23 protein-coding genes are annotated in these 19,478 nt (G+C 66.3%); 5 read left to right on the top strand and 18 right to left on the bottom strand.

Features of this window, described 5'->3' with window-relative positions; genetic code table 11:
- Positions 1-91 precede the first annotated feature (91 nt).
- Complete coding sequence (locus B9C43_RS33355; protein WP_143446764.1) at positions 92-1,000, bottom strand: tyrosine recombinase XerC; 909 nt, start codon at positions 998-1,000, stop codon at positions 92-94.
- Positions 1,001-2,069: 1,069 nt separating this feature from the next.
- Between B9C43_RS33355 and B9C43_RS33345 the strand changes: the two genes are divergently transcribed.
- Both B9C43_RS33345 and B9C43_RS33340 read left to right on the top strand, forming a co-directional pair.
- Positions 2,070-3,254 carry a S8 family serine peptidase gene (locus B9C43_RS33345; RefSeq protein ID WP_084430741.1) on the top strand — a complete coding sequence of 395 codons (1,185 nt, stop codon included), beginning with the start codon at positions 2,070-2,072 and terminating at the stop codon, positions 3,252-3,254.
- Between the two features lie 35 nt (positions 3,255-3,289).
- Positions 3,290-3,517 (top strand): hypothetical protein, encoded by a 228-nt coding sequence (locus tag B9C43_RS33340; RefSeq protein ID WP_033391523.1) that lies wholly within the window; start codon positions 3,290-3,292, stop codon positions 3,515-3,517.
- Here B9C43_RS33340 and B9C43_RS33335 read toward each other — a convergent pair.
- Positions 3,514-4,236: a TetR/AcrR family transcriptional regulator gene (locus B9C43_RS33335; protein ID WP_235038993.1), complete on the bottom strand. Its 723-nt coding sequence runs from the start codon at positions 4,234-4,236 to the stop codon at positions 3,514-3,516. The two genes, B9C43_RS33340 and B9C43_RS33335, sit on opposite strands and share 4 nt — an antisense overlap.
- 95 nt (positions 4,237-4,331) lie before the next feature.
- Here B9C43_RS33335 and B9C43_RS33330 point away from each other — a divergent pair, with 95 nt between their 5' ends.
- Both B9C43_RS33330 and B9C43_RS55900 read left to right on the top strand, forming a co-directional pair.
- Complete coding sequence (locus tag B9C43_RS33330; RefSeq protein WP_084430740.1) at positions 4,332-5,015, top strand: NAD(P)-dependent oxidoreductase; 684 nt, start codon at positions 4,332-4,334, stop codon at positions 5,013-5,015.
- 20 nt (positions 5,016-5,035) lie between these two features.
- Positions 5,036-5,626, top strand: coding sequence for a DUF6886 family protein (locus B9C43_RS55900; RefSeq protein WP_235038992.1), 591 nt, complete (start codon positions 5,036-5,038; stop codon positions 5,624-5,626).
- Here the strand turns inward: B9C43_RS55900 and dprA are convergent.
- Genes dprA through B9C43_RS33315 form a run of 3 tightly spaced genes read right to left on the bottom strand, consistent with a single transcriptional unit; the run spans position 5,568 to position 8,603 of the window.
- Positions 5,568-6,707, bottom strand: coding sequence for a DNA-processing protein DprA (gene dprA, locus B9C43_RS33325; RefSeq protein WP_143446763.1), 1,140 nt, complete (start codon positions 6,705-6,707; stop codon positions 5,568-5,570). The two genes, B9C43_RS55900 and dprA, sit on opposite strands and share 59 nt — an antisense overlap.
- 1 nt (position 6,708) lies before the next feature.
- Positions 6,709-8,223 (bottom strand): YifB family Mg chelatase-like AAA ATPase, encoded by a 1,515-nt coding sequence (locus B9C43_RS33320; protein ID WP_084430739.1) that lies wholly within the window; start codon positions 8,221-8,223, stop codon positions 6,709-6,711.
- Positions 8,223-8,603: a YraN family protein gene (locus B9C43_RS33315; RefSeq protein ID WP_235038991.1), complete on the bottom strand. Its 381-nt coding sequence runs from the start codon at positions 8,601-8,603 to the stop codon at positions 8,223-8,225. Before B9C43_RS33315 ends, B9C43_RS33320 begins: the two co-directional genes overlap by 1 nt.
- Positions 8,604-8,848: 245 nt before the next feature.
- On the opposite strand from B9C43_RS33315, the gene pcaD reads away from it, so the two are divergent.
- Positions 8,849-9,610: a 3-oxoadipate enol-lactonase gene (gene pcaD / locus B9C43_RS33310; RefSeq protein WP_143446762.1), complete on the top strand. Its 762-nt coding sequence runs from the start codon at positions 8,849-8,851 to the stop codon at positions 9,608-9,610.
- On the opposite strand, the gene B9C43_RS33305 is transcribed toward pcaD, so the two are convergent.
- The 13 genes from B9C43_RS33305 to ffh form a co-directional block, all read right to left on the bottom strand.
- Positions 9,607-9,927 (bottom strand): DUF2469 domain-containing protein, encoded by a 321-nt coding sequence (locus B9C43_RS33305; protein ID WP_033391514.1) that lies wholly within the window; start codon positions 9,925-9,927, stop codon positions 9,607-9,609. The genes pcaD and B9C43_RS33305 overlap by 4 nt on opposite strands.
- The gene (locus B9C43_RS33300) at positions 9,924-10,694 is read right to left on the bottom strand and encodes a ribonuclease HII (protein WP_051897337.1); all 771 of its coding nucleotides are present in this window, start codon (positions 10,692-10,694) and stop codon (positions 9,924-9,926) included. Before B9C43_RS33300 ends, B9C43_RS33305 begins: the two co-directional genes overlap by 4 nt.
- A gap of 16 nt (positions 10,695-10,710) precedes the next feature.
- Positions 10,711-11,691: a signal peptidase I gene (gene lepB, locus B9C43_RS33295; protein ID WP_033391513.1), complete on the bottom strand. Its 981-nt coding sequence runs from the start codon at positions 11,689-11,691 to the stop codon at positions 10,711-10,713.
- A gap of 33 nt (positions 11,692-11,724) precedes the next feature.
- Positions 11,725-12,084: a 50S ribosomal protein L19 gene (gene rplS / locus B9C43_RS33290; RefSeq protein ID WP_033391517.1), complete on the bottom strand. Its 360-nt coding sequence runs from the start codon at positions 12,082-12,084 to the stop codon at positions 11,725-11,727.
- A gap of 145 nt (positions 12,085-12,229) precedes the next feature.
- The gene (trmD, locus tag B9C43_RS33285; protein ID WP_084430737.1) at positions 12,230-12,991 is read right to left on the bottom strand and encodes a tRNA (guanosine(37)-N1)-methyltransferase TrmD; all 762 of its coding nucleotides are present in this window, start codon (positions 12,989-12,991) and stop codon (positions 12,230-12,232) included.
- Positions 12,992-12,994: 3 nt separating this feature from the next.
- Positions 12,995-13,504 carry a ribosome maturation factor RimM gene (gene rimM / locus B9C43_RS33280; protein WP_084430736.1) on the bottom strand — a complete coding sequence of 170 codons (510 nt, stop codon included), beginning with the start codon at positions 13,502-13,504 and terminating at the stop codon, positions 12,995-12,997.
- A gap of 5 nt (positions 13,505-13,509) precedes the next feature.
- On the bottom strand, positions 13,510-13,749 hold the full coding sequence (locus B9C43_RS33275; RefSeq protein ID WP_033391510.1) for an RNA-binding protein: 240 nt from the start codon (positions 13,747-13,749) through the stop codon (positions 13,510-13,512).
- Complete coding sequence (gene rpsP, locus B9C43_RS33270; protein ID WP_033391509.1) at positions 13,746-14,195, bottom strand: 30S ribosomal protein S16; 450 nt, start codon at positions 14,193-14,195, stop codon at positions 13,746-13,748. Before rpsP ends, B9C43_RS33275 begins: the two co-directional genes overlap by 4 nt.
- 182 nt (positions 14,196-14,377) lie before the next feature.
- Positions 14,378-15,112, bottom strand: coding sequence for a hypothetical protein (locus B9C43_RS33265; RefSeq protein WP_084430815.1), 735 nt, complete (start codon positions 15,110-15,112; stop codon positions 14,378-14,380).
- A 112-nt stretch (positions 15,113-15,224) separates the two neighbouring features.
- Entirely contained in the window at positions 15,225-15,971 is a 747-nt protein-coding gene (locus tag B9C43_RS33260) for a LamB/YcsF family protein (protein ID WP_084430735.1), read from the bottom strand.
- On the bottom strand, positions 15,971-16,708 hold the full coding sequence (locus B9C43_RS33255; protein WP_033391507.1) for a CPBP family intramembrane glutamic endopeptidase: 738 nt from the start codon (positions 16,706-16,708) through the stop codon (positions 15,971-15,973). The genes B9C43_RS33260 and B9C43_RS33255 overlap by 1 nt, the downstream gene beginning before the upstream one ends.
- A 137-nt stretch (positions 16,709-16,845) precedes the next feature.
- Positions 16,846-17,919 (bottom strand): amidohydrolase family protein, encoded by a 1,074-nt coding sequence (locus B9C43_RS33250; protein ID WP_033391506.1) that lies wholly within the window; start codon positions 17,917-17,919, stop codon positions 16,846-16,848.
- Entirely contained in the window at positions 17,916-19,460 is a 1,545-nt protein-coding gene (gene ffh, locus B9C43_RS33245) for a signal recognition particle protein (RefSeq protein WP_033391505.1), read from the bottom strand. The genes B9C43_RS33250 and ffh overlap by 4 nt, the downstream gene beginning before the upstream one ends.
- Positions 19,461-19,478 lie beyond the last annotated feature (18 nt).

The following is a 19,478-nucleotide window of genomic DNA, read 5'->3' as shown; positions in this document are numbered from 1 at the left end:
CTTAGGAGCTTTCCGTGCTCATCTCGCCCCCTAGTGCGCTCAAATTGTCACGGCGCGTCGCACCGTACCGCTGTCCGGAACACGTTTACCGCTAGGACCTGGGATGAGCCTGATCGTGCACAGCGCGTAGTCGCTCGACTGTCACGTGTGTATACAGCTGAGTGGTCGCAAGGGTGGCGTGTCCGAGGAGTTCTTGAACGCTTCGAAGGTCCGCTCCGCCTTCGAGCAGATGGGTCGCCGCAGTGTGGCGCAGACCGTGCGGACCGAGATCGGGTGCCCCGGGGACCGCCTTGAGCGCGTCGTGCACGATCCGCCGCACGCTGCTGGGTTGCAGCCTGCCGCCGCGCACACCGATCAGAAGCGCTGGTGGCGAGTTCGCCGAAGCCAGTTGTGGCCGCCCATCCGTCAGCCAGTCCCGCACAGCGCGTTGCGCGGGCAGCCCGAAAGGAACGGTCCTTTCCTTGTCGCCCTTGCCGATGACTCGCACCACCCGAAGATCCATGTCGACGTCGTCGACGTCAAGACCACAAAGTTCGGAAACGCGGATCCCGGTGGCGTACAACAGTTCGACAATCGCGTGATCCCGCATCGCGACGGCATTCCGTTCCGCCGCGCCGGATTGCGACGCCCGCATCAGGTCATCAGCCTGATCCTGGCGCAGCACGGACGGAAGAGTGCGTTGCCGCTTGGGCGCGACAAGCCGAGCCCCAGGATCGGAGGAGAGATACCCACGCCGGTGAGCCCACGCCGTGAACGTCCGGGCAGCCGCTGAACGACGCGCCAACGTCGTTCGGCCAGTGCCGGCCGTGCGCTGCGCGGCAAGCCACGCCCGAAGCCCCGCGAGGTCAAGTTTCCCTTGCACCGGAGGCGATCCCGAACCAACGACGTCAAGCCCATGAACATGCCCCAGCAGCGAAACCACATCACCGACATAGGCACGCACAGTGTGCGGCGAAAGCCCCCGCTCAGCCCGAAGATGGCGTTCGTAGGCGTCCACCATCTCCTGATCAGAAGCCGGCAACTCCCCCCGAACCCTAAGCAGGTCAACCCGACCACGACCACTCGACGACACAACCCAACGCTGCGCGACCACAGCAACCACGTCAAGCACCCCCCAGCCTGGCGTGTTGCCCCGCCACACCCCCAACACCACCCACAAGCACCAACCAGCGCGCCCGCCCGCCAACCAGGCCCCTCAACGACCTAGTTCAGCGCGCCCCCTGCCCGTAACCAACGGCTCCCCCAACGCCCAGGACAGGGTCAACATCGTGTCCGGTGTCGACGCGACGATAAACGCCCGGGGCACAGCCGACGGCAGCGATAGCCTCGGCGGCCACAACAGCACTACACCCAACCCGACCACGACCACGACCACGACGCACTCCACAATCCCAAGGCACAATCCCAAGGCCCATCACGCCACCCCGATAAGCGCGATGACGCGGGACTCGCTGTCGAACTGGCGCCGCTGCGCTTGATCTCCGGAGTCCATTGCTCAAGCAGTTTCTGCACGACCATCCCCGCTCACCTCTCGTGGCGCAGCACGTGCTCGGCATCGACCGCACGTCGGCAGCCACCGCAAGGACGACACTGTCACAAGCCACAGATCGACCCTCGGAACTCACCCTGGGGCACCGCCCGCTGTCCCAGATCAGCCTCGTCCCCAGTAGTTGCGGGTCCAGCGGCCAAGCCGGACCAAGTGTGATCTCCCCAGTTCCGTCAACGACACGTGAAGTACCGATGGGTCCGCATAAGTCGCGATACATGCTTGGCATTGGCCGCCCCTTGGCGGCCACCGCAGAGGGCGGCCCAATTCGGCTCCCGGCAAGCCCTGCGGCGGCAGCGGCGCTGCAACGGACTGCGGCAGTACTCCCGCCCTGGCCGCTGCCTTCACGTCCCCGGGTTTTGCCTGGTCCGGTGGGGTGGTTCACCCACAGGGCGCTCAGGTGCACCGTTGTTTTCGACATGCGGAGAAATAGCCCGAAAGGAGTAACGGCCTGCCCGTTACGTCCCGCTTGATCGTCTCGATCCTGCTTAGACCTGGGGACGGAAAACAAGGAGGGGGAGGCATGACGAACCCACAAGATGCCGGTTTGACCGGCCGTTATTTGGTTTTGCTCGAGGACGACGCGGTGGCTGCCGGTGCTCGCGCCATGACAAAGGTCGCTGGTCTTCGGATGGCCAGCACTGCCGACTCGGCGGGTGCGTCGGTGGCGTCGATGTTCAATGAGGCCGACGGCCTGATCTTGCACGAGATCGGCGTCGCTGTTGTGTCCGCGGCTGAGGACCAGGCGAGTCGGCTCGCTGTCGCCGCGGCTGAGCCTGGTCCGATCGCGACGGTCGAAGCTGAGCGGATCGTGCACGCGATCACGGCTGAAGCTCCGGCCGAGCCAGTGGCGACGGCCGACGAAAGTGCGTTCACTTGGGGCCTGCAGGCCGTCCGCGCGTCGGCTTGTCCCGTTGATGCCACCGGAGTGCGCGTCGCAGTGCTCGACACTGGTTTCGACGTGCGCCACCCCGACTTCGCCGGGCGCAACGTCACCACTGCCTCGTTCATCCGGGGCGAGGATGTACAGGACGGTCATGGCCATGGCACGCACTGCATCGGAACCGCGTGCGGTCCCCGTAAGCCTGCGACCGGACCCGGCTACGGCGTCGCGTTCAACGCGGACATCTACGCGGGCAAGGTCTTGAGCAACCGGGGCTCCGGCTCTGACGGTGGCATCCTGGCCGGCATCTCGTGGGCGATCGCGAACGGCTGCCGCGTGGTATCGATGTCGCTGGGCGCGCCCACGCAACCCGGTACGCCGCACTCGACGGTGTTCGAGCAGGTCGCCAAGCGCGCGATGGACGCGGGAACTCTGATCATCGCCGCGGCGGGCAACGAAAGCTCTCGCGGTGCGGGCCACATCGCGTCGGTCAGCCACCCGGCGAACTGCCCGTCGATCATGTCGGTCGGTGCCATCAATGAAGCCCAGGCGATCGCAGACTTCTCCTGCGGCTCCATGGACCTGATCGGACAAGTGGACGTCGTCGCACCGGGCGAGAACGTGCTGTCGAGCTGGACAGGCGGCGGACAGAAGCGGCTGCGCGGCACAAGCATGGCCACTCCGCACGTGGCAGGCATCGCCGCACTGATCTCGGCCCAGTACGGCGCGAAGTCGTGGGAGCTGTGGGCGCGCCTCGTGCAGACCGCCACCCGGCTCAACCTGCCCTCGACTGACGTCGGAGCAGGCCTCGTTCAGGCTCCGTAGGCTAGCGTCAGTCTCCTGAACGCTAGGAGGCTGACGTGCCCAAGATCATGGTCTCCATCGACGACGAGAGCATGAGCGACATGCCCCGGCTGGTCGACGACCTACGGCGGGCAGGCCTGCTGGTCGACGAGGTCTTCGAAGCGCTCGGCACGGTCACCGGCTCGATCGCCCCCGAGGCGGTCGACACCCTGATGGCCGTGCCCGGCGTTGCCGCCGTCGAGTGGGAACGCGACAACTACGGTCCCGCCGACCCAGGCATCTAGCTCCGCCTTCCCGAGACCGGGATGCGCAACGCGGCGAGCAGATCGAGCAACTCGGCGCGGTAGAGCTTCGCGGGGTGTTGGGTCTGGGCTGCGAAGTGGCCGTAGATCTCCAAGGCCACCGGTCCGTGCATGCGTCCCCAGACACGCAACGAGAGTGCCACTGCGGCGGGCGGGAGACCGGGAAATGATTCCCGGAACACCGCGACCAGGGATGGATCGAAGTCCGACCAGCGATGGTTCACGTTCGACTGCGCGGGTTCGGCATCCGGCCATGCGGCAGCGACCAGTCCGGCGAGGCCAATGCATGCGCGGCGTTCAGCCTCGGGTGCCGCACCGCCCTCCGGCGGCTGGTAGCCGTTGACCGGGTCGCCGTAGATCAGCCGGAACCCCTGCGGATTCGCCACCGCCCATTCGCGGAACGCCTCGCCCCACGCCAGTAGCCGCCCACCGGCATCGTCCTCACGTTTTGAGTCTCGCGCGGCCTCCATCTGGTCGACCAGATCGGTGTAGACGTCCGAGATCAGTGTGGTGATCAGGTCGTCGCGCGTGGCGAAGTAGCCGTAGATGGCCCCGGCGGTCATGCCCATCTCCCGAGCGATCGCCCGGAGCGAGATGCCATCCGGCCCGCTCTCGGCCATGAGCTTCAGCGCGATCGCCTTGATCTCACGGGATGTCTCGGCCCGCAGCCGTTCGCGCCTTGAGGGCACCACCTCTTTCACGGTTGACACGCTACAGCGTTGGCATACTATCGGCCGTACAGTTACTACACGGCGTTCAATAAGTGAATGCTGTTGAGACAATCTGGGGTGTACCTGTGCGAATCGGTGTGTTCGGAGCAACCGGAGTGATCGGCCAACGCATCGTGGCGGAGGCCGTAAGCCGTGGCCACGAAGTCCGCGCGTTCACTCGCAACCAGTCCAAGATCCCGGCCGACGCCAGTGCAGTGACCTGGCAGGTCGCTGACGTGCTCGACGCGGACAGCGTCACAACCGCGATCACAGGACTCGATGTGGTCGTCAACGCCATCAACGCGGGCGACGACATCCCTGACGCCATCGCCAACGCGGACGTTTTGCCCAGCGCCGCAAGGGCATTGCTGGCCGCGCTGGACCGGCGTCCGTCGACAAGGCTGCTCATCGTCGGAGGCGCGGGCAGTCTTGAGGTCCAGCCTGGCCTGCAGGTCGTGGACGTCGACGGCTTCACGGAGCAGCTGCCGGCCGCCCTCGGCGTCCCACCCGAGTACAGCAAGGTAGTGCTCGCCCACCGTGAGGCACTGAACCTTTATCGTCTGTCCAACCGCGACTGGACCTACCTCAGCCCATCAGCGGCTCTGGTCAAGAGCGGCGATCGCACCGGACGTTTTCGCACAGGCACCAACCAACTCCTGGTGATGGAAGACGGCACAAGCGACATCTCCGCGGAAGACCTCGCCATGGCCCTCATCGACGAAGCCGAGCGCCCGCAGTTCATCCAGCGACGTTTCACCGTCGGATACTGAGGACAGCGGATACTGAGGGCATGCGACCTGATCCTGGGCAGGTGCTCCACTTTTCCGAAGATCCGACTATCACCCGCTTCGTTCCTCATGTCGCGCCGACCTCTCGTCAGCCGGACGCGTACGTGTGGGCAGTGGACTACGACCGTGCTCCGGACTACTGGTTCCCACGCGAATGTCCGCGGGGGATGGCGTGGGTGACACCCGAGACCTCGGCCGCCGACCGGGAGCACATCCTCGGGCCGGGCGGTGGCGATCGGGTGCATGCCATCGAGTACCGCTGGTTGGAGCGCATGCTGAGCGTCAAGTTGTTCGCGTATCGGTTGCCAGCGGAGCATTTCCAGCCTTTCGGCAGCCCAGTGCCGAACGCGAGCGTCTCGACGGTGCCGGTTGACCCGCTGGGGCCGCCGGAGCCGGTCGGTGACCTTCTGCGCCTGCACGAGGACGCGGGCATCCAACTGCGGATCATGGCCAACCTCTGGAGTTCTGGGACGGCGTCATCACGAGCACTCTCGGTTTCAGCGGTATCCGGCTTCGCAACGCGTTGGCGCGCACCTAAACCTCCACGCTGGCCCTGCGCCAGCCGGACTCGCACCGGTCAGCCAAGCCAGTGAGTTCAAGCGCCGGCAGCACCGCACGTACTCTGGGCAACGGGACTCCGGAGACCTCAGCGATCCGTTCAGCGGAATGCGTGGCCCGGAGTTCGAGGGCTTCGTGGACTCTGAGCGACTCCGAGTCCAAGCCGTCGGTGGGTCGTGCGGTACTGCCAGTCCTGGTCACCAAGTCTTCGCCGAACAGGCCAACAGACTCGATCACCTCGGCCACCGAACTCACCGATGTGGCAAGCCCATCGCGGAGCAGGTCATGGCACCCCATGGACATCGCCGACGTCACGGGCCCAGGGACAACCATGAGCACGCGTCCCAGCGCAGCAGCAGATGCCGCTGTGTTGCGAGCCCCGCTGCGTTGACCAGCCTCAACCACCACTGTGCCGATGCCAAGGGCGGCGATGATCCTGTTGCGGACGAGGAAACGGTGTCTGCCTGGCGGTGTCCCGGGCGGGTACTCGGTGATCACAAGTCCCTGGGCGGCGATCCGGTCGATCAACAGACTATGTCCGGCCGGATAGGCCTTATCAATGCCGCATGCCAGCACAGCGATCGTGCATCCGTTGGCGTTCAAGGCGCCCTTGTGCGCGGCGCCATCAATGCCATAAGCAGCACCAGAAACGACTGACATGCCACGACTGGCGAGCCCATAACCCATCTCGGCAGCGACATGCTCGCCATACGAAGTGGCCGCTCTGGCGCCGACAACGGAAACCGCACGCTGCAACGCCTCATCAAGCGGCACGCTACCCCGCACCCATAGCCCCAGCGGCGCACTCGCCCACTTGAGCCCCCTAGCCGCCGCGTTGGTCAGCGGCAGCAATGGCCAGGCTGGCCAGTCCTCATCCTCCGGCGTCACGAGTCGCGCACCAGCACGTTCCCCGGCAGCGAGATCCTCCGCCGCCGTATCGATATGTCGTCTCGCCGAGGTCTCCAACGAGACGGCATCAGGAACCTCTCCCGCCCGCACAGCCTCCGCGGCAGCGATCAGCCCGTGCTCGGCTACAAACCTTCTCAACGCGTACGCAGGTGGCTCGGCCACCTTGAGCAAGTAGGCGCACGCCAGCCGCTGTTCATCCGTCACCATGTCAGGCCGCCCTCCGATCACGAAACTCCAACGCCGCCGCCACATGGTCAGCATCCGGCCGGTCAATTTCAGCCAGGTCCGCCAAGGTCCAAGCAACACGCAGACACCGATCCGCTCCACGCCCGGTCAGCGCTCCGGAATGGAGTCCTCGATCGAGAAGTGCGGTCACCTTGCGTGGCAAGGCGAATTCGCGCCACAGGGATGGGCCGGGTACCTCAGCGTTCGTCGTCCATCCGTGTTCGGCCCAACGTTGTCGCGCACGTTCTCTCGCCCGCCACACACGGGCCCGCACGTGTTCCGTTTTCTCGGGCTCAGTCCCATCTGCTGTGGACATCGCGGTCAGTGGTCGCATGCGGACACGAAGGTCGACCCGATCCAGGAATGGGCCGGACAGCTTCGCGAAGTATCGACGGCGAGTGTTTGGCGGGCAAGAGCATTCGGTTTCCCTTGGCGGAGCACATGGGCAAGGGTTGGTCGCAAGAACCAATTGGAACCGCGCGGGATATCGCACAACCCCATCTCTGCGTGCCAGACGGATCTCTCCCTCCTCCATGGCGGTACGCAAGGATTCCAGCCTGTCCGGAGCAAACTCACACGCCTCATCAAGGAAGACGACTCCGCAGTGAGCGCTACTGATGCCGCCGGGCTTGGCGAGCCCGACACCACCACCTACAAGGGCGGGTACCGATGTCGAGTGATGAGGCGCGAAGAACGGAGGCGTTGTGATCAACGGTGCTTCTGGCTTCAGCAGCCCCGCAACCGAATGCACCGCTGTGACCTCCAACGACTGTTCGTGTGTGAGAGGCGGCAATAGGGCTGGTAGTCGCCGGGCGAGCATAGTTTTTCCTGTGCCGGGTGGCCCAACCAAAAGAAGATGATGGCCGCCCGCAGCGGCGACCTCCAATGCCCAACGCGCTTCAGGCTGACCGACGACGTCAGCCAAATCTGGGAAACGCTGAGCACGAATCGGCTCTGTAGGGCCTGGCATTTCGAGAGCGTCATCGTTCCCTCGCAACCAGTCGAGAACGTTCTTCAGGTCCCGGGCGCCCAAGACATCCATGCCCGAGACCAAAGCTCCTTCTGACAACGTGGTTGCGGGGACAACCGCGCGTTTCACGCCAGCACGGCGAGCTGCCAACAAACATGGCAGGATGCCGCGTACGTCACGGATGCGGCCATCGAGCGCCAGTTCGCCAATCATCACCGTGGTACGGAGAAGATCAGGCGGGACAGCCTTGGCTGCGGCGAGTATCACGCAGGCGAGCGCCAGGTCATAGCTCGAGCCGCCTTTTCGGACGGCCGCAGGCGAGAGGCCAACCGTGATCTGCTGTTTCGGCCAGTCCTCATTGCTGTTGCGGACCGCTGCGTGCACTCTGTCCTTGGCTTCGTTGAGGGCCGCGTCAGGCAGGCCGACGATGACCATCTTGGACGCGCCTTTTCCTATGTCGGCTTCGATTTCCACCATTCGACCGTCCATTCCGAACAGTGCTACCGACCATGCTTGTGCCAGTGCCATCAGAAGGCGTCCTTGAGGTGGTTGATGCGGGGTTTGCCGTGGGGTGGCCAGGTGATGGCGAGGATGTCGAAGCGAAGTTCGCACCACGGAATGCGGAACGTGGACAGCCAGATGTGGGTGAGGCGGCGGATGCGTCTGGCTTTGCGGTCGTCGACCGCGTCCTCGGGATCGCCGAAGCCTGTGCCTGCACGGGTTTTGACCTCGCAGACGACCACCATCGAGCCGTCGGTGAAGATGAGGTCGAGTTCGCCTTCTTTGCAGCGCCAGTTGCGGTCCAACAGGACCAGGCCTTGGTGGGTCAGGTAAGCCACCGCCAGGTCTTCGCCCTTGCGACCCAGTTCATGGTGTGGGTTGGGCATTTTCGGTGCCGTGGTCTTCATCGTTGTCCCCTGTGGTCGGCTGGTGGTGATTCCAGCTTTCCTGTGGGGTGGGTTTGGGGCCAGAGGGTGGGGATGGGGCTGTGGATAAGTGGTTGGTTGTGGATCGTTCGCGGATTTGCGATCTTGGGGGCGAGGTTTTGTCGCCTGTGTGTGGTAGGCGCTCGATTGGCGGGTGTCTCGGCAAGCGGGATGCCACTAGTGTGTTAGCGGCCCGGACAAGGCGAGCGCGCGGAGAAGGGAGCTCAGTGAAGCCCGTCGAGGTGCATCGGACGATCGAAGGCCCGCAGGACGCGCCCGTCCTCATCCTTTCCGGCTCGGTGGGCAGCAATCTCGACATGTGGCTGCCGCAGCGCGCCGCGCTCTCCGATGAGTACCGGGTGATCAGTTATGACCATCGTGGACACGGCAAGTCGCCTGTCCCGGCGGGTCCGTACACGATCGCTGACTTAGCCGGCGATGTCCTCGCTCTTCTCGATCAGTTGGAGATCGAGAAGGCCCACTTCTGTGGTCTGTCGCTCGGCGGGGCCGTTGGGCAGTGGCTTGGGCGCTACCACCCGCATCGGCTCGATCAGCTTGTGCTCGCTTGTACGTCGTCGTCTTTCGCGCCGCCTGAGGCGTGGGCTGAGCGCGCTGAGAACGTGCGTACGAAGGGCACCGAATGGTTGGCGGACTTTTCGCTCGGCCGCTGGCTCAGCAAGGACTTCGACGACCCACAGCAGCGCGCCGCCATCCGCGCCATGGTCGCCAACACGCCCGCTGACGGCTACATCAGTTGCTGTTCCGCTCTGGGGTCATGGGACTTCGCCGGCGAGCTCGCGGAGATCCCGACGCCGACGCTGGTCATCGCGGGCTCCGAGGATCCAGCAACGCCGCCAGAGCACCTGCGGGACATCGCCGCGGCCATCCCTCGCAGCAGGCTCGCCGTCCTGGAGGGCGCGGCTCACCTGGCCAACATCGAGCGCCCGGTTGAGTTCAACGACCTGCTCCGGGCCCACCTGCTCGGCTAGGAACCCAGGCCTTCGTCAGGCAGCCGCAGTTCCGGCTTGTCCAGCTCTTCGACGTTCACGTCCTTGAATGTGATCACCCGGACGTTCTTGACGAACCGAGCGGGCCGGTACATGTCCCAGACCCAGGCGTCGGACATGCGTACTTCGAAGTACACCTCGCCGTCCGCGTCCCTGATCTGCACGTCGACCGAGTTGGCCAGATAGAACCGCCGCTCCGTCTCCACCACGTAGGAGAACTGGCCGACGATGTCGCGGTACTCCCGGTAGAGCTGCAGCTCCATCTCGGTCTCGTACTTCTCGAGATCCTCCGCACTCATCCGACCCGAGCTCCTCCTCGCTCTGATTCCGCCTCTTGCCGAGGGGAGCCCCCATTGTGAACCACGTCAGCCGCCGCCACACTCAGCGCCACCCGGCGCGGCGGGCGCAGGCCGTGCTTGAGGCCCGCAGACGCCACGTTCGAGTACGACCACCGGTGCACGGCACTCGGACCGTGCTCACCGAGCGCGGCGTGGTGCCGGCCGGTGATGTAGCCCTTGTGCTCGTCGAACCCGTAGACCGGTAGCTCCTCGTGCAACTCACCCATTATCCGGTCCCTGGTCACCTTGGCGAGCACGGACGCGGCTGCGATACACGCCACAGCCAGGTCGCCCTTGATCACCGCCATGCTCGGCGCGGTGAACCCTGACACGCGGAAACCGTCGGTGAGCACGTATCCCGGCTGCACCTTCAGCCACGCCACGGCCCGGCGCATGCCTTCCAGATTCGCGTAGCCCACGCCACGAGAATCCACCTCATCGGGTGGAATCACGACAACCGCGTAGTCCAGCGCACGCTTACGCACGATGTCGTACATCCGGTCGCGTGCGGCCGGGGTCATCAGCTTCGAGTCGGTGAGGTCCTCGAACTTCGCCGCGTCACCGGGCTTCAGCATGCACGAAGCCACCACGAGCGGCCCCGCGCAAGCACCACGGCCGGCTTCGTCGACACCGACGACCGGTCCCAGACCGCGACGTTCCAATGCACCCTGCAGCGCCCAGGTCCCGGCGTCACGCCGGATCGGAACGCGCGGCGGGCGCAGGCTCATGGTGACCGGCACTGGGCTACTCCCGCTCGGAGGAACCCTTGAACGAACGCGAAACGGCCAGGCCAACCCGTCGGGAAGCCCGCCACACCGGGAACGCCAGCAGCACCCCCACACCGAGCGGGATGCCCTGCTGCCACGCCGGAGCCCAAGCCAGCGCCTGCGGGTTCGGGTCGGAGATGCCGCCCCAGCGGTTCGGCGGAAGCACGATCACCTGTGCCTTGCCGATCACGTCGGAGACGGGCACGACGCCCTCGAGCCGGGTGTTGCCCTGCTTGCGCGAGTCGGACGAGTTGTTGCGGTTGTCGCCCATGACCCACAGCGTGCCCGGCGGAACTGTCACCGGCTCGAACTGCTGGTCGCCGTTGGGCGCGCCGCCTTCCCAGTACACGTACGGCTCGTTGAGAGGCTTGTCGTCGACGTAGACCCTGCCGTCGGCGTCACCGCGGACGGTCTGTCCGCCAACCGCGATGACGCGCTTGACGAAGTCCTTCTCGTCCGGCGGAGCGAGCCCGATCACCGAACCGAGCTGCTCGAGAAAACGCACAAACGCGTTCTCTGAGCGCTCGCCGGTGAATTCGTTCTGCACCCACGGACCCGGGCCCTTGAAGACGACGACATCGCCAGGCGCCGGATCGGTGAAGTAATAGGTGACCTTCTCGACCAGGATCCGGTCACCTTGACAGCCAGGGCACCCGTGCAGCGTCTCCTCCATCGAGCCCGATGGGATGACGTACACCCGCGCGAGGAACTGCTGGATCAGGAAGACCAGGACAAGAGCCACGACGATGAGGATCGGCAGCTCTTTCCAAAAAGACATTTTCTTCTTTTTGGGCTTTTTGCCTGATTCCGACTCATCGCTGTCCGCCGGGCGTCCGCGCCGAGACTCGTAAATACCGGGCTCACGCGCTTCGGACTTTTGGGATTCCAGCGGACCGGTGACTTCTTCCGGACGTTCCGGATCATCCTCGGGTGCGTTGGGGTGCACGGGATTAACCACGTCGCCAGGTTACGGCAGAAGGCGCCGGTCGCGTCACGCGCCCGAAGGGGTTTCGCGCTTCTCCTTGATCTTGGCGGCCTTGCCACGCAGTTCGCGCAGGTAGTAGAGCTTCGCCCGGCGCACATCACCGCGCTTGGCGACCTCGATCTTGGCGACGTTCGGGGAATGCACCGGGAAGGTGCGCTCGACGCCGACGCCGTAGGAGATCTTGCGAACGGTGAAGGTCTCGCGAATGCCACCGCCCTGGCGACGGATCACGACGCCCTGGAACTCCTGGGTCCGCTCGCGCTGGCCCTCGATGACGCGGACCTGGACCTTGAGGGTGTCGCCCGGCCGGAAGTCCGGGATGTCGGAACGCAGCGACTGGGCGTCCAGTGCATCCAGGGTGTTCATCGGTGTGTCCGTCCTCGTCATCGGGTGTGTTCTTCGTGTCTCCCGGCAGGCATGAGAACAACCTTGAGCCAACCTGGGAGAGGGCTTTCTGGCGCGCGTCGGAAACAGGGCCCGACAGCAGCAACCGAGCAAGTATGACAGGTCGTCATGCCGGGGGCGAAATCGCCCCCGTGCGCAGCTGCTCGAGCAGGGCGCGGTCGTGCTTGTCCAGCGCGTCCTCGGGGAGGCGTTCGAGCAGGTCAGGGCGGCGTTGGAAGGTTCGTTCCAGCGCTCGGTCGCGGCGCCAGCGGTTGATCGCGGCGTGGTTGCCGGAGCGCAGGACGTCCGGGACCGCGAACTCGCGCCAGACCTCGGGGCGGGTGTAGCTCGGGCCCTCGAGCAGGCCGTCGGAGAACGAGTCCTGCTCCGCCGATGCCGGGTTGCCGAGGACGCCGGGCAACAGCCTGGCGACGGCCTCGACCATCACCATGACGGCGACTTCTCCGCCGACGAGCACGTAGTCGCCGATGGAGACCTCGTCGACGGGCATTCTGCGGGCTGCGTCGTCGATCACGCGTTGGTCGATGCCCTCATAGCGGCCGCATGCGAAGACCAGGCGTGACTCCGTGGCGTATGCGCGGGCCATTGCTTGGGTGAACGGTTTGCCCGCGGGCGTTGGGACGACCAACCGGGGCGTGTCTCCCGTGCATACGGAGTCCAGGGCGTCGCCCCATACCTGGGGTTTCATGACCATGCCTGGGCCGCCGCCGTATGGGCTGTCGTCGACCGCTTTGTGGACGTCGTGGGTCCAGTCGCGTAGGTCGTGGACGCGGACATCCAGCAGGCCACGGTCGATGGCTTTGCCGAGCAAGGCCGCACGCAGGGGCGTCAGGTACTCGGGGAAGATGGTGACGACGTCGATGCGCATGGTTCAGTCCAGCAGACCCTCTGGCGGGTCCAGCACCACTCGGCGCCCGGCGATGTCCACCTCGGGCACGATTTCCCGCACGAACGGAACCAGGACTTCGCGTCCGGCCACGTCCAGGGCGAGCAGCTCGCCTGCCGGGCTGTGCACCACTTCGCGGACGGTTCCCACCGGGGACCCATCAGCAAGCACGGCGGCGAGCCCTTCGAGTTCGTGGTCGTAGAACTCGTCGGGGTCGTCGGTCGGCGGCAGTGCGTCGGTGTCCGCGAGGAGCAAAGCCCCACGGAGTGACTCGGCGGCGGTCCGGTCAGGGACCTCGTCGAAAAAGACGAGGAGACGCTCACCGTGTGCTCGCACAGCGGAGAGCGTCAAAGGCCGAGATGTACCGTCGCGCAGCCGCGCGGCCACGACCGCGCCAGGAGCGAAACGCTGCTCGGGCGAGTCTGTGCGCACGTCCACGGCGAGTTCACCGCGAATTCCGTGCGCCTTGGCCACGCGGCCGACGACGACATCCATGGGCGCTAGTGGTCGGTATCCACCACGTCCACGCGGACACCCCGGCCACCGATCCCGGCCATGACCGTGCGCAGGGCAGTGGCGGTACGCCCGCCCCTGCCGATCACCTTGCCCAGATCATCGGGGTGGACGTGGACCTCGAGAGTGCGGCCCCGGCGCGTGGTGACCAGCTCCACCCGGACCTCGTCCGGGTGGTCGACGATCCCGCGCACCAGGTGCTCGAGCGAGTCCGCGAGGAAGCTCACGCGTCTTCCTTGGCGCCCTCATCCGCCTTGGCCTCGTCAGCCTTGGCGTCGGCCTTCTTGCTGCTCTTGCGCTTCGGCGTGGTCGCCTCGGTCACCGGCTCCTCGCCGGCGGCGGCCAGCGCGGCGGCGAACAGCTCCGCCTTGTCCGGCTTGGCCTCCTTGACCTTCAGCGTGCCCTCGGTGCCCGGCAGGCCCTTGAACTTCTGCCAGTCGCCGGTGATCTCGAACAGGTGCTGCACCGGCTCGGTCGGCTGCGCGCCGACACCCAGCCAGTACTGGGCGCGCTCCGAGTTCACCTCGATGAAGCTTGGCTCTTCCTTGGGCGCGTAGCGGCCGATGATCTCGATGGCCTTGCCACTACGGCGGCTGCGCGCGTCGGCGACGATGATGCGGTAGTACGGCGACCGGATCTTTCCGAGACGCTGCAGCTTGATCTTGACTGCCACGGGTTGTGGTACTCCTCGACGTTCTGGTGCTACGGGTGGAACTCGCGCGACCCGCGTGGGGCACGGGGGCGAGGCCCGAATGGCAGCCATGGCGTGGTGAGAGGGTCCAGCCACAGCGGACAGCCAAGTATTCTGCCAGACAAGTCCGCCCCGGTCACAATCACCCCTGTTGATGACTCAAGTCACTCGGCCGGGTAGGGCATCGACTTGAAGTCACGGTCCAGGCGTTCTGACGTCCGTGGCAACCATGATGCCCGCAACGCGCTGACCGTCCCCACGGGCAACGACGGGTTGGGCGTATTGGCGCTCGGGTTGGCGACGGCCTGCACGGCCCACGCGAACCCGATCACCGGGTTGATACGCGCCCAGCGGACCGTGTCGATACCCAGCAGCATCATCGCCCGCAGGTACGCGTGCCAGCCGTGGTAGTTGGTGATCGGGACCATGGTGTGGACCTGCTGCTCCAGAGCGGCCCGGCGCGGGTCGAACAACACGCCTTCGCCGAACCAGCCGAAGGCGTCGGCGAACCGGGTGCTGTTGGGCGAGTAGTACGTGTCGAACGACGTCAACTGCAGTGTCGACAGCGTCTGCAGCTCACGCCGGACCGGCCGGGCGAAGTCGGCGTAGGTGCCCGGGTAGCCAGGCTTGGCGCTCAGGTCGAGCCAGACGTCCCGGAACCCGTCGACGAAGTTCGGCACGCCGACATGCGCCGCGAGCCGCGCGTACGTGTCCTGGATCTCCTGCGAGGCGTTGTAGAACGCGACCTCGTCGAACTGGTACCACATCTCGTTGGCTCTACGGTCGCCGAGCATTCCCGGCACGGGCGGGAACTCTGATGCAGCGGCGGCGACGCCGGGCAAAAGCAGCACAGACGCCCCGATGGACGCGGTCAGCAGGGATCGTCGGTTGAGCGACATGCGGATCTCCTCTGCGAAACGAGTGATCCACATACCCTTGGACCTGCGGATCCCTACCCGCCAGTGGGCAGAACCCACGACTGGCGGGCAAAGATCCCGGCTGGACCGGGATTCAGAACGCGGCGAGCGTGACCCCGGCCGCCTCCAACGCGGCACGGACGGCTTGGGCGTGCTGCACAGCACCGGGCGTATCGCCATGCAGGCACAAGGACTCGACCGACGAAGCGTCGATGACGGTCCCGTCCACGGCGACGATCTGGCGGTCCGAGGCCAACCGGACAGCCCGCTCGACAACGGCGGTGGTGTCCGTCAGCAACGCACCTGGCTCGCGGCGCGACACAAGCGTCCCGGACGGCGTGTAGCCACGATCGGCAAACGCCTCGCCAACGGTCCTCAGCCCGGCTTCCGCCGCTGCCGCCAAGAACGCGGACCCAGGCAAGCCGAGAACAGGTATGTCGCCCCATGCCTTGACCCCGGCGACCACTGCCGCGGCTTGCTCAGCGTGATGAACAACGGCGTTATACAAGGCGCCGTGCGGTTTCACGTACGCCACGCGCACGCCCGCAGCCGAGGCGAACGCGGACAGCGCACCGATCTGGTACAGCACATCGTCCGCCAGCTCAACGGGATCGATGTCGATGAAGCGGCGGCCGAACCCGGCGAGGTCCCGATAGGACACTTGCGCGCCGATCGCGACCCCATGGGACGCGGCCAGTTCGCACACCGACCGCATGGTTCGCGGATCGCCCGCGTGGAAGCCGCACGCCACGTTCGCCGACGTCACCACGCCGAGCAAAGCCGCGTCGTCACCCAGCTTCCATACGCCGAAGCCTTCGCCGAGATCGCTGTTCAGGTCCATCAGGGGGCCATCACTCCAAGGGAGACGAGCAAGACCGTCAACGCGGGCACGAAGTTGTTGACCTGGTGGGCGATCACGCTCGCGCCGAGCCGCCCGGTGAACAGCCGGGCGAGCCCGATCGGGATGCCGATCACGATCAGCAGGGACGTCCGCAGCGGTTCGAGGTGGCTGACCGCGAACACGGCCGTGCTCAGGCCGAAAACCGTCCAGCGGCCCCACTGGAGGCGTTCCAGCGCACCCCACAGCAGGCCACGGAAGATGATCTCCTCGCAGATCGGCCCGACCAGCCAGGCGTACAGGAACATCACGATGCCCGCGGCGATCGGCAGCGAGCGGCTGTCCACCAACGCGCTGAAGGCCGACGTGGCGTTGTCCTCGCCGACGATCTTCGTCCAGATCATCGCCGCCGCCGTGGTCAGCACCAGGCCGATCAGGCCGAACTTCAGGCCGACCTTGAAGTCCTCGCGCGAATACGACCACTTCAGGTCGATCCGGGGCCCGTTGCCGCGCAGCCGCGTGATCAGCAACGCGACCCCGGTCGCGATCAGCACCGGCAGGATCGACCCGATCACGATCGTGGCCACGCTGACCGGTTCGTTCGACGAGCTCGGTTGCAGGATCGCGCTGATGAACGCGGCCGAGAGCAGCAAGACCGCCTCGACGAGCAGAAACGCGCCGATGCCCCATCTGTGGCTGTAGTCCGGCGCGGGCGGCGGCTCGATCGGTGCCGCGGCCACTGTTTCAGACTCCCGTGGCGGTGGTGGTGTCACGGGCGTCCTCCGACAGCGCGATCAACGGCGCACTCCGGCAAGTGCGCGCGGCCTGATTGGCAGACTACGGCGCGTTTCGGCGTGTCACCGAGCAATTCGGCGTGTCACCGCACGATCCGACCACGCAAGACAATCCGAGTGGGTGATCGGAGCACGCTCAGGTCGGTACGCGGATCGGCCGGATAGGCGACGATGTCGGCCGCGGAGCCGTCTTCGATACCCGAATAGCCCAACCAGCCACGCGCTGCCCACGATCCGGCCGCGAGTGCGTCCGTACGGCTCATTCCCGTGCTGTGCAAGGCTTCTATCTCGTCGACCAAACGGCCGTGGTCGATACCGCCACCCGCGTCCGTGCCCGCGTACACGGAAATGCCTGCCTCGACGGCCATCCGCACGGTGTCGCGGACCGAAGCGTGCAACTGCCTCATATGCGCCGCGTAGATCGGATATTTCGTCGCATTCGCCGCGAGGTCAGGGAAGAGCTCGATGTTGATCAGCGTCGGCACGAGCGCCGCGCCGGACGAGGCCATCGTCGCGATGGTGTCCGCGGTCAGCCCGGTGCCGTGCTCGATGCAGTCGATTCCGGCCGCGAGCAGGCCTGGAATGGCGTCTTCCCCGAACACGTGCGCGGTCACGCGCGCGCCGGCGTCGTGGGCCACCTTGATGGCCTTGGCCAGTACGTCGTCCGGCCAGAGCGGCGCCAGATCGCCGACAGACCGGTCGATCCAGTCACCGACGAGCTTCACCCAGCCGTCGCCGTACGCGGCCTGCTCGGCCACGGCGTCCGGCAGTTGCGAAGGGTCTTCGAGCTCGACGCCGAGATACCGGATGTAGCGCTTGGGCCTGCTGATATGCCTGCCCGCGCGGACGATCCGCGGCAGGTCGAGGCGTTCCTGCAACGGCCTGGTGTCGATCGGCGAGCCGCAGTCACGTACGAGCAACGCGCCGCTGTCACGGTCGATCTCGGCCTGCTCGGCTGCTTCCTCGAGGGTCGGGTTGCCCGACGGCGAGATCCCGATGTGGCAGTGCGCGTCCACCAGCCCAGGCACCAGGAACCCGCCGTCGACCACCGTTTCCGCGTGCGGCACCGGCGTGAACCGGATCCGGCCGTTGACCACCCAGAGGTCACGGGTCTCTTCGCCGGGGAGCACGACTCCCCGCAGGTGCAGCGCGGTCACTTGTCCTTGTTCTTCGGGAACTTCAGCTTGGACGGGTCGAAGCCGGGCGGCAGCTGGTCAAGACCGGAGAGGCCGGGCGGGAGCTGGTTGAGGCCGGGCGGCATCTTGGACAGGTCCGGCGCGCCCTGTGGGAAGCCGGGCAGCGCGGGCAGGTTGCCCTTGCCCTTGACCTTGCGGCCCTTCTTGCGCGCGTCCTTCTTCTGCTTGCGGCTCATCCCGCCGCCACCGCCGCCGAAGCCGAACCGGCCGGCCATCTGCTGCATCATCTTGCGGGCCTCGAAGAACCGGTTCACCAGGTCGTTGACCTCGGCGACCCGGACACCGGAGCCGGTGGCGATGCGCGCACGGCGGGAAGCGTTGATGATCTTGGGGTCGGCCCGTTCCGCCGGGGTCATACCGCGGATGATCGCCTGCAGCCGGTCCAGGTGCTTGTCGTCGATGTTGGCCGCGGCTTCCTTCATCTGCGCGCCGCCGGGCAGCATGCCGAGCAGGTTGCCGATCGGGCCCATCTTGCGCACCGCGAGCATCTGCTCGAGGAAGTCCTCCAGGGTGAGCTGGCCCGCGGTGAGCTTCTCCGCCGCCTGCTGGGCCTGCTGCTGGTCGAAGACCTTCTCGGCCGACTCGATCAGCGACAGCACGTCACCCATGCCCAGGATGCGGCTGGCCATCCGGTCGGGGTGGAACGCGTCGAAGTCCTCGAGCTTCTCGCCGTTGGACGCGAACATGATCGGCTGGCCGGTGACGTGCCGGACCGACAGCGCGGCACCACCGCGGGCGTCACCGTCGAGCTTGGTGAGCACGACACCGGAGAAGCCGACGCCGTCGCGGAACGCCTCGGCCGTGGTGACCGCGTCCTGACCGATCATCGCGTCGACGACGAACAGGACCTCGTCGGGCTGGACCGCGTCCCGGATGTCGGCGGCCTGCTTCATCAGCTCCTCGTCGACACCCAACCGGCCGGCGGTGTCGACGATGACCACGTCGTGCTGGGCACGCTTGGCCTCGTCGATGGCCCGGCGGGCGACGTCGACCGGGTCGCCGACGCCGTTGCCAGGCTCAGGAGCGAACACCGGCACACCGGCGCGCTCACCGACCACCTGCAGCTGGGTGACCGCGTTGGGCCGCTGGAGGTCACACGCGACCAGCATCGGCGCGTGGTTCTGCTCCCTCAGCCAGCGGGCCAGCTTGCCCGCGAGCGTGGTCTTACCGGAGCCCTGCAGACCGGCGAGCATGATCACGGTCGGTGGCTGCTTGGCGAACTGCAGCCTGCGGGTCTCCCCGCCGAGGATGGCGATGAGCTCCTCGTTGACGATCTTGACGACCTGCTGCGCGGGGTTGAGCGCCGCGGAGACCTCCGCACCCTTCGCGCGCTCCTTGATCTGCGCGATGAACGCACGCACGACCGGCAGCGCGACGTCGGCCTCCAGCAGCGCGATGCGGATCTCGCGCGCGGTGGAGTCGATGTCCGCGTCAGTCAGTCGCCCCTTGGAACGCAGGTTCTGCAGGACCGATGTGAGCCGGTCGGAAAGGGTGTCGAACACGGGTACGGCACTCCCAGG

The sequence above is a fragment of the Kibdelosporangium aridum genome, assembly GCF_900176515.1.
Lineage (GTDB): Bacteria > Actinomycetota > Actinomycetes > Mycobacteriales > Pseudonocardiaceae > Kibdelosporangium > Kibdelosporangium aridum.
This window is presented reverse-complemented; position numbering and strand designations above follow the sequence as displayed.

What these genes read in the sequence shown, in the direction of transcription:
- B9C43_RS33355 (WP_143446764.1), bottom strand. Translation starts at nt 1,000, where the DNA reads ATGGTGGACGCCTACGAACGCCATCTTCGGGCTGAGCGGGGGCTTTCG.
- B9C43_RS33345 (WP_084430741.1), top strand. Translation starts at nt 2,070, where the DNA reads ATGACGAACCCACAAGATGCCGGTTTGACCGGCCGTTATTTGGTTTTG.
- B9C43_RS55900 (WP_235038992.1), top strand. Translation starts at nt 5,036, where the DNA reads ATGCGACCTGATCCTGGGCAGGTGCTCCACTTTTCCGAAGATCCGACT.
- dprA (WP_143446763.1), bottom strand. Translation starts at nt 6,707, where the DNA reads ATGGTGACGGATGAACAGCGGCTGGCGTGCGCCTACTTGCTCAAGGTG.
- B9C43_RS33320 (WP_084430739.1), bottom strand. Translation starts at nt 8,223, where the DNA reads ATGGCACTGGCACAAGCATGGTCGGTAGCACTGTTCGGAATGGACGGT.
- B9C43_RS33315 (WP_235038991.1), bottom strand. Translation starts at nt 8,603, where the DNA reads ATGAAGACCACGGCACCGAAAATGCCCAACCCACACCATGAACTGGGT.
- B9C43_RS33305 (WP_033391514.1), bottom strand. Translation starts at nt 9,927, where the DNA reads ATGAGTGCGGAGGATCTCGAGAAGTACGAGACCGAGATGGAGCTGCAG.
- B9C43_RS33300 (WP_051897337.1), bottom strand. Translation starts at nt 10,694, where the DNA reads ATGAGCCTGCGCCCGCCGCGCGTTCCGATCCGGCGTGACGCCGGGACC.
- rplS (WP_033391517.1), bottom strand. Translation starts at nt 12,084, where the DNA reads ATGAACACCCTGGATGCACTGGACGCCCAGTCGCTGCGTTCCGACATC.
- trmD (WP_084430737.1), bottom strand. Translation starts at nt 12,991, where the DNA reads ATGCGCATCGACGTCGTCACCATCTTCCCCGAGTACCTGACGCCCCTG.
- rimM (WP_084430736.1), bottom strand. Translation starts at nt 13,504, where the DNA reads ATGGATGTCGTCGTCGGCCGCGTGGCCAAGGCGCACGGAATTCGCGGT.
- B9C43_RS33265 (WP_084430815.1), bottom strand. Translation starts at nt 15,112, where the DNA reads ATGTCGCTCAACCGACGATCCCTGCTGACCGCGTCCATCGGGGCGTCT.
- B9C43_RS33260 (WP_084430735.1), bottom strand. Translation starts at nt 15,971, where the DNA reads ATGGACCTGAACAGCGATCTCGGCGAAGGCTTCGGCGTATGGAAGCTG.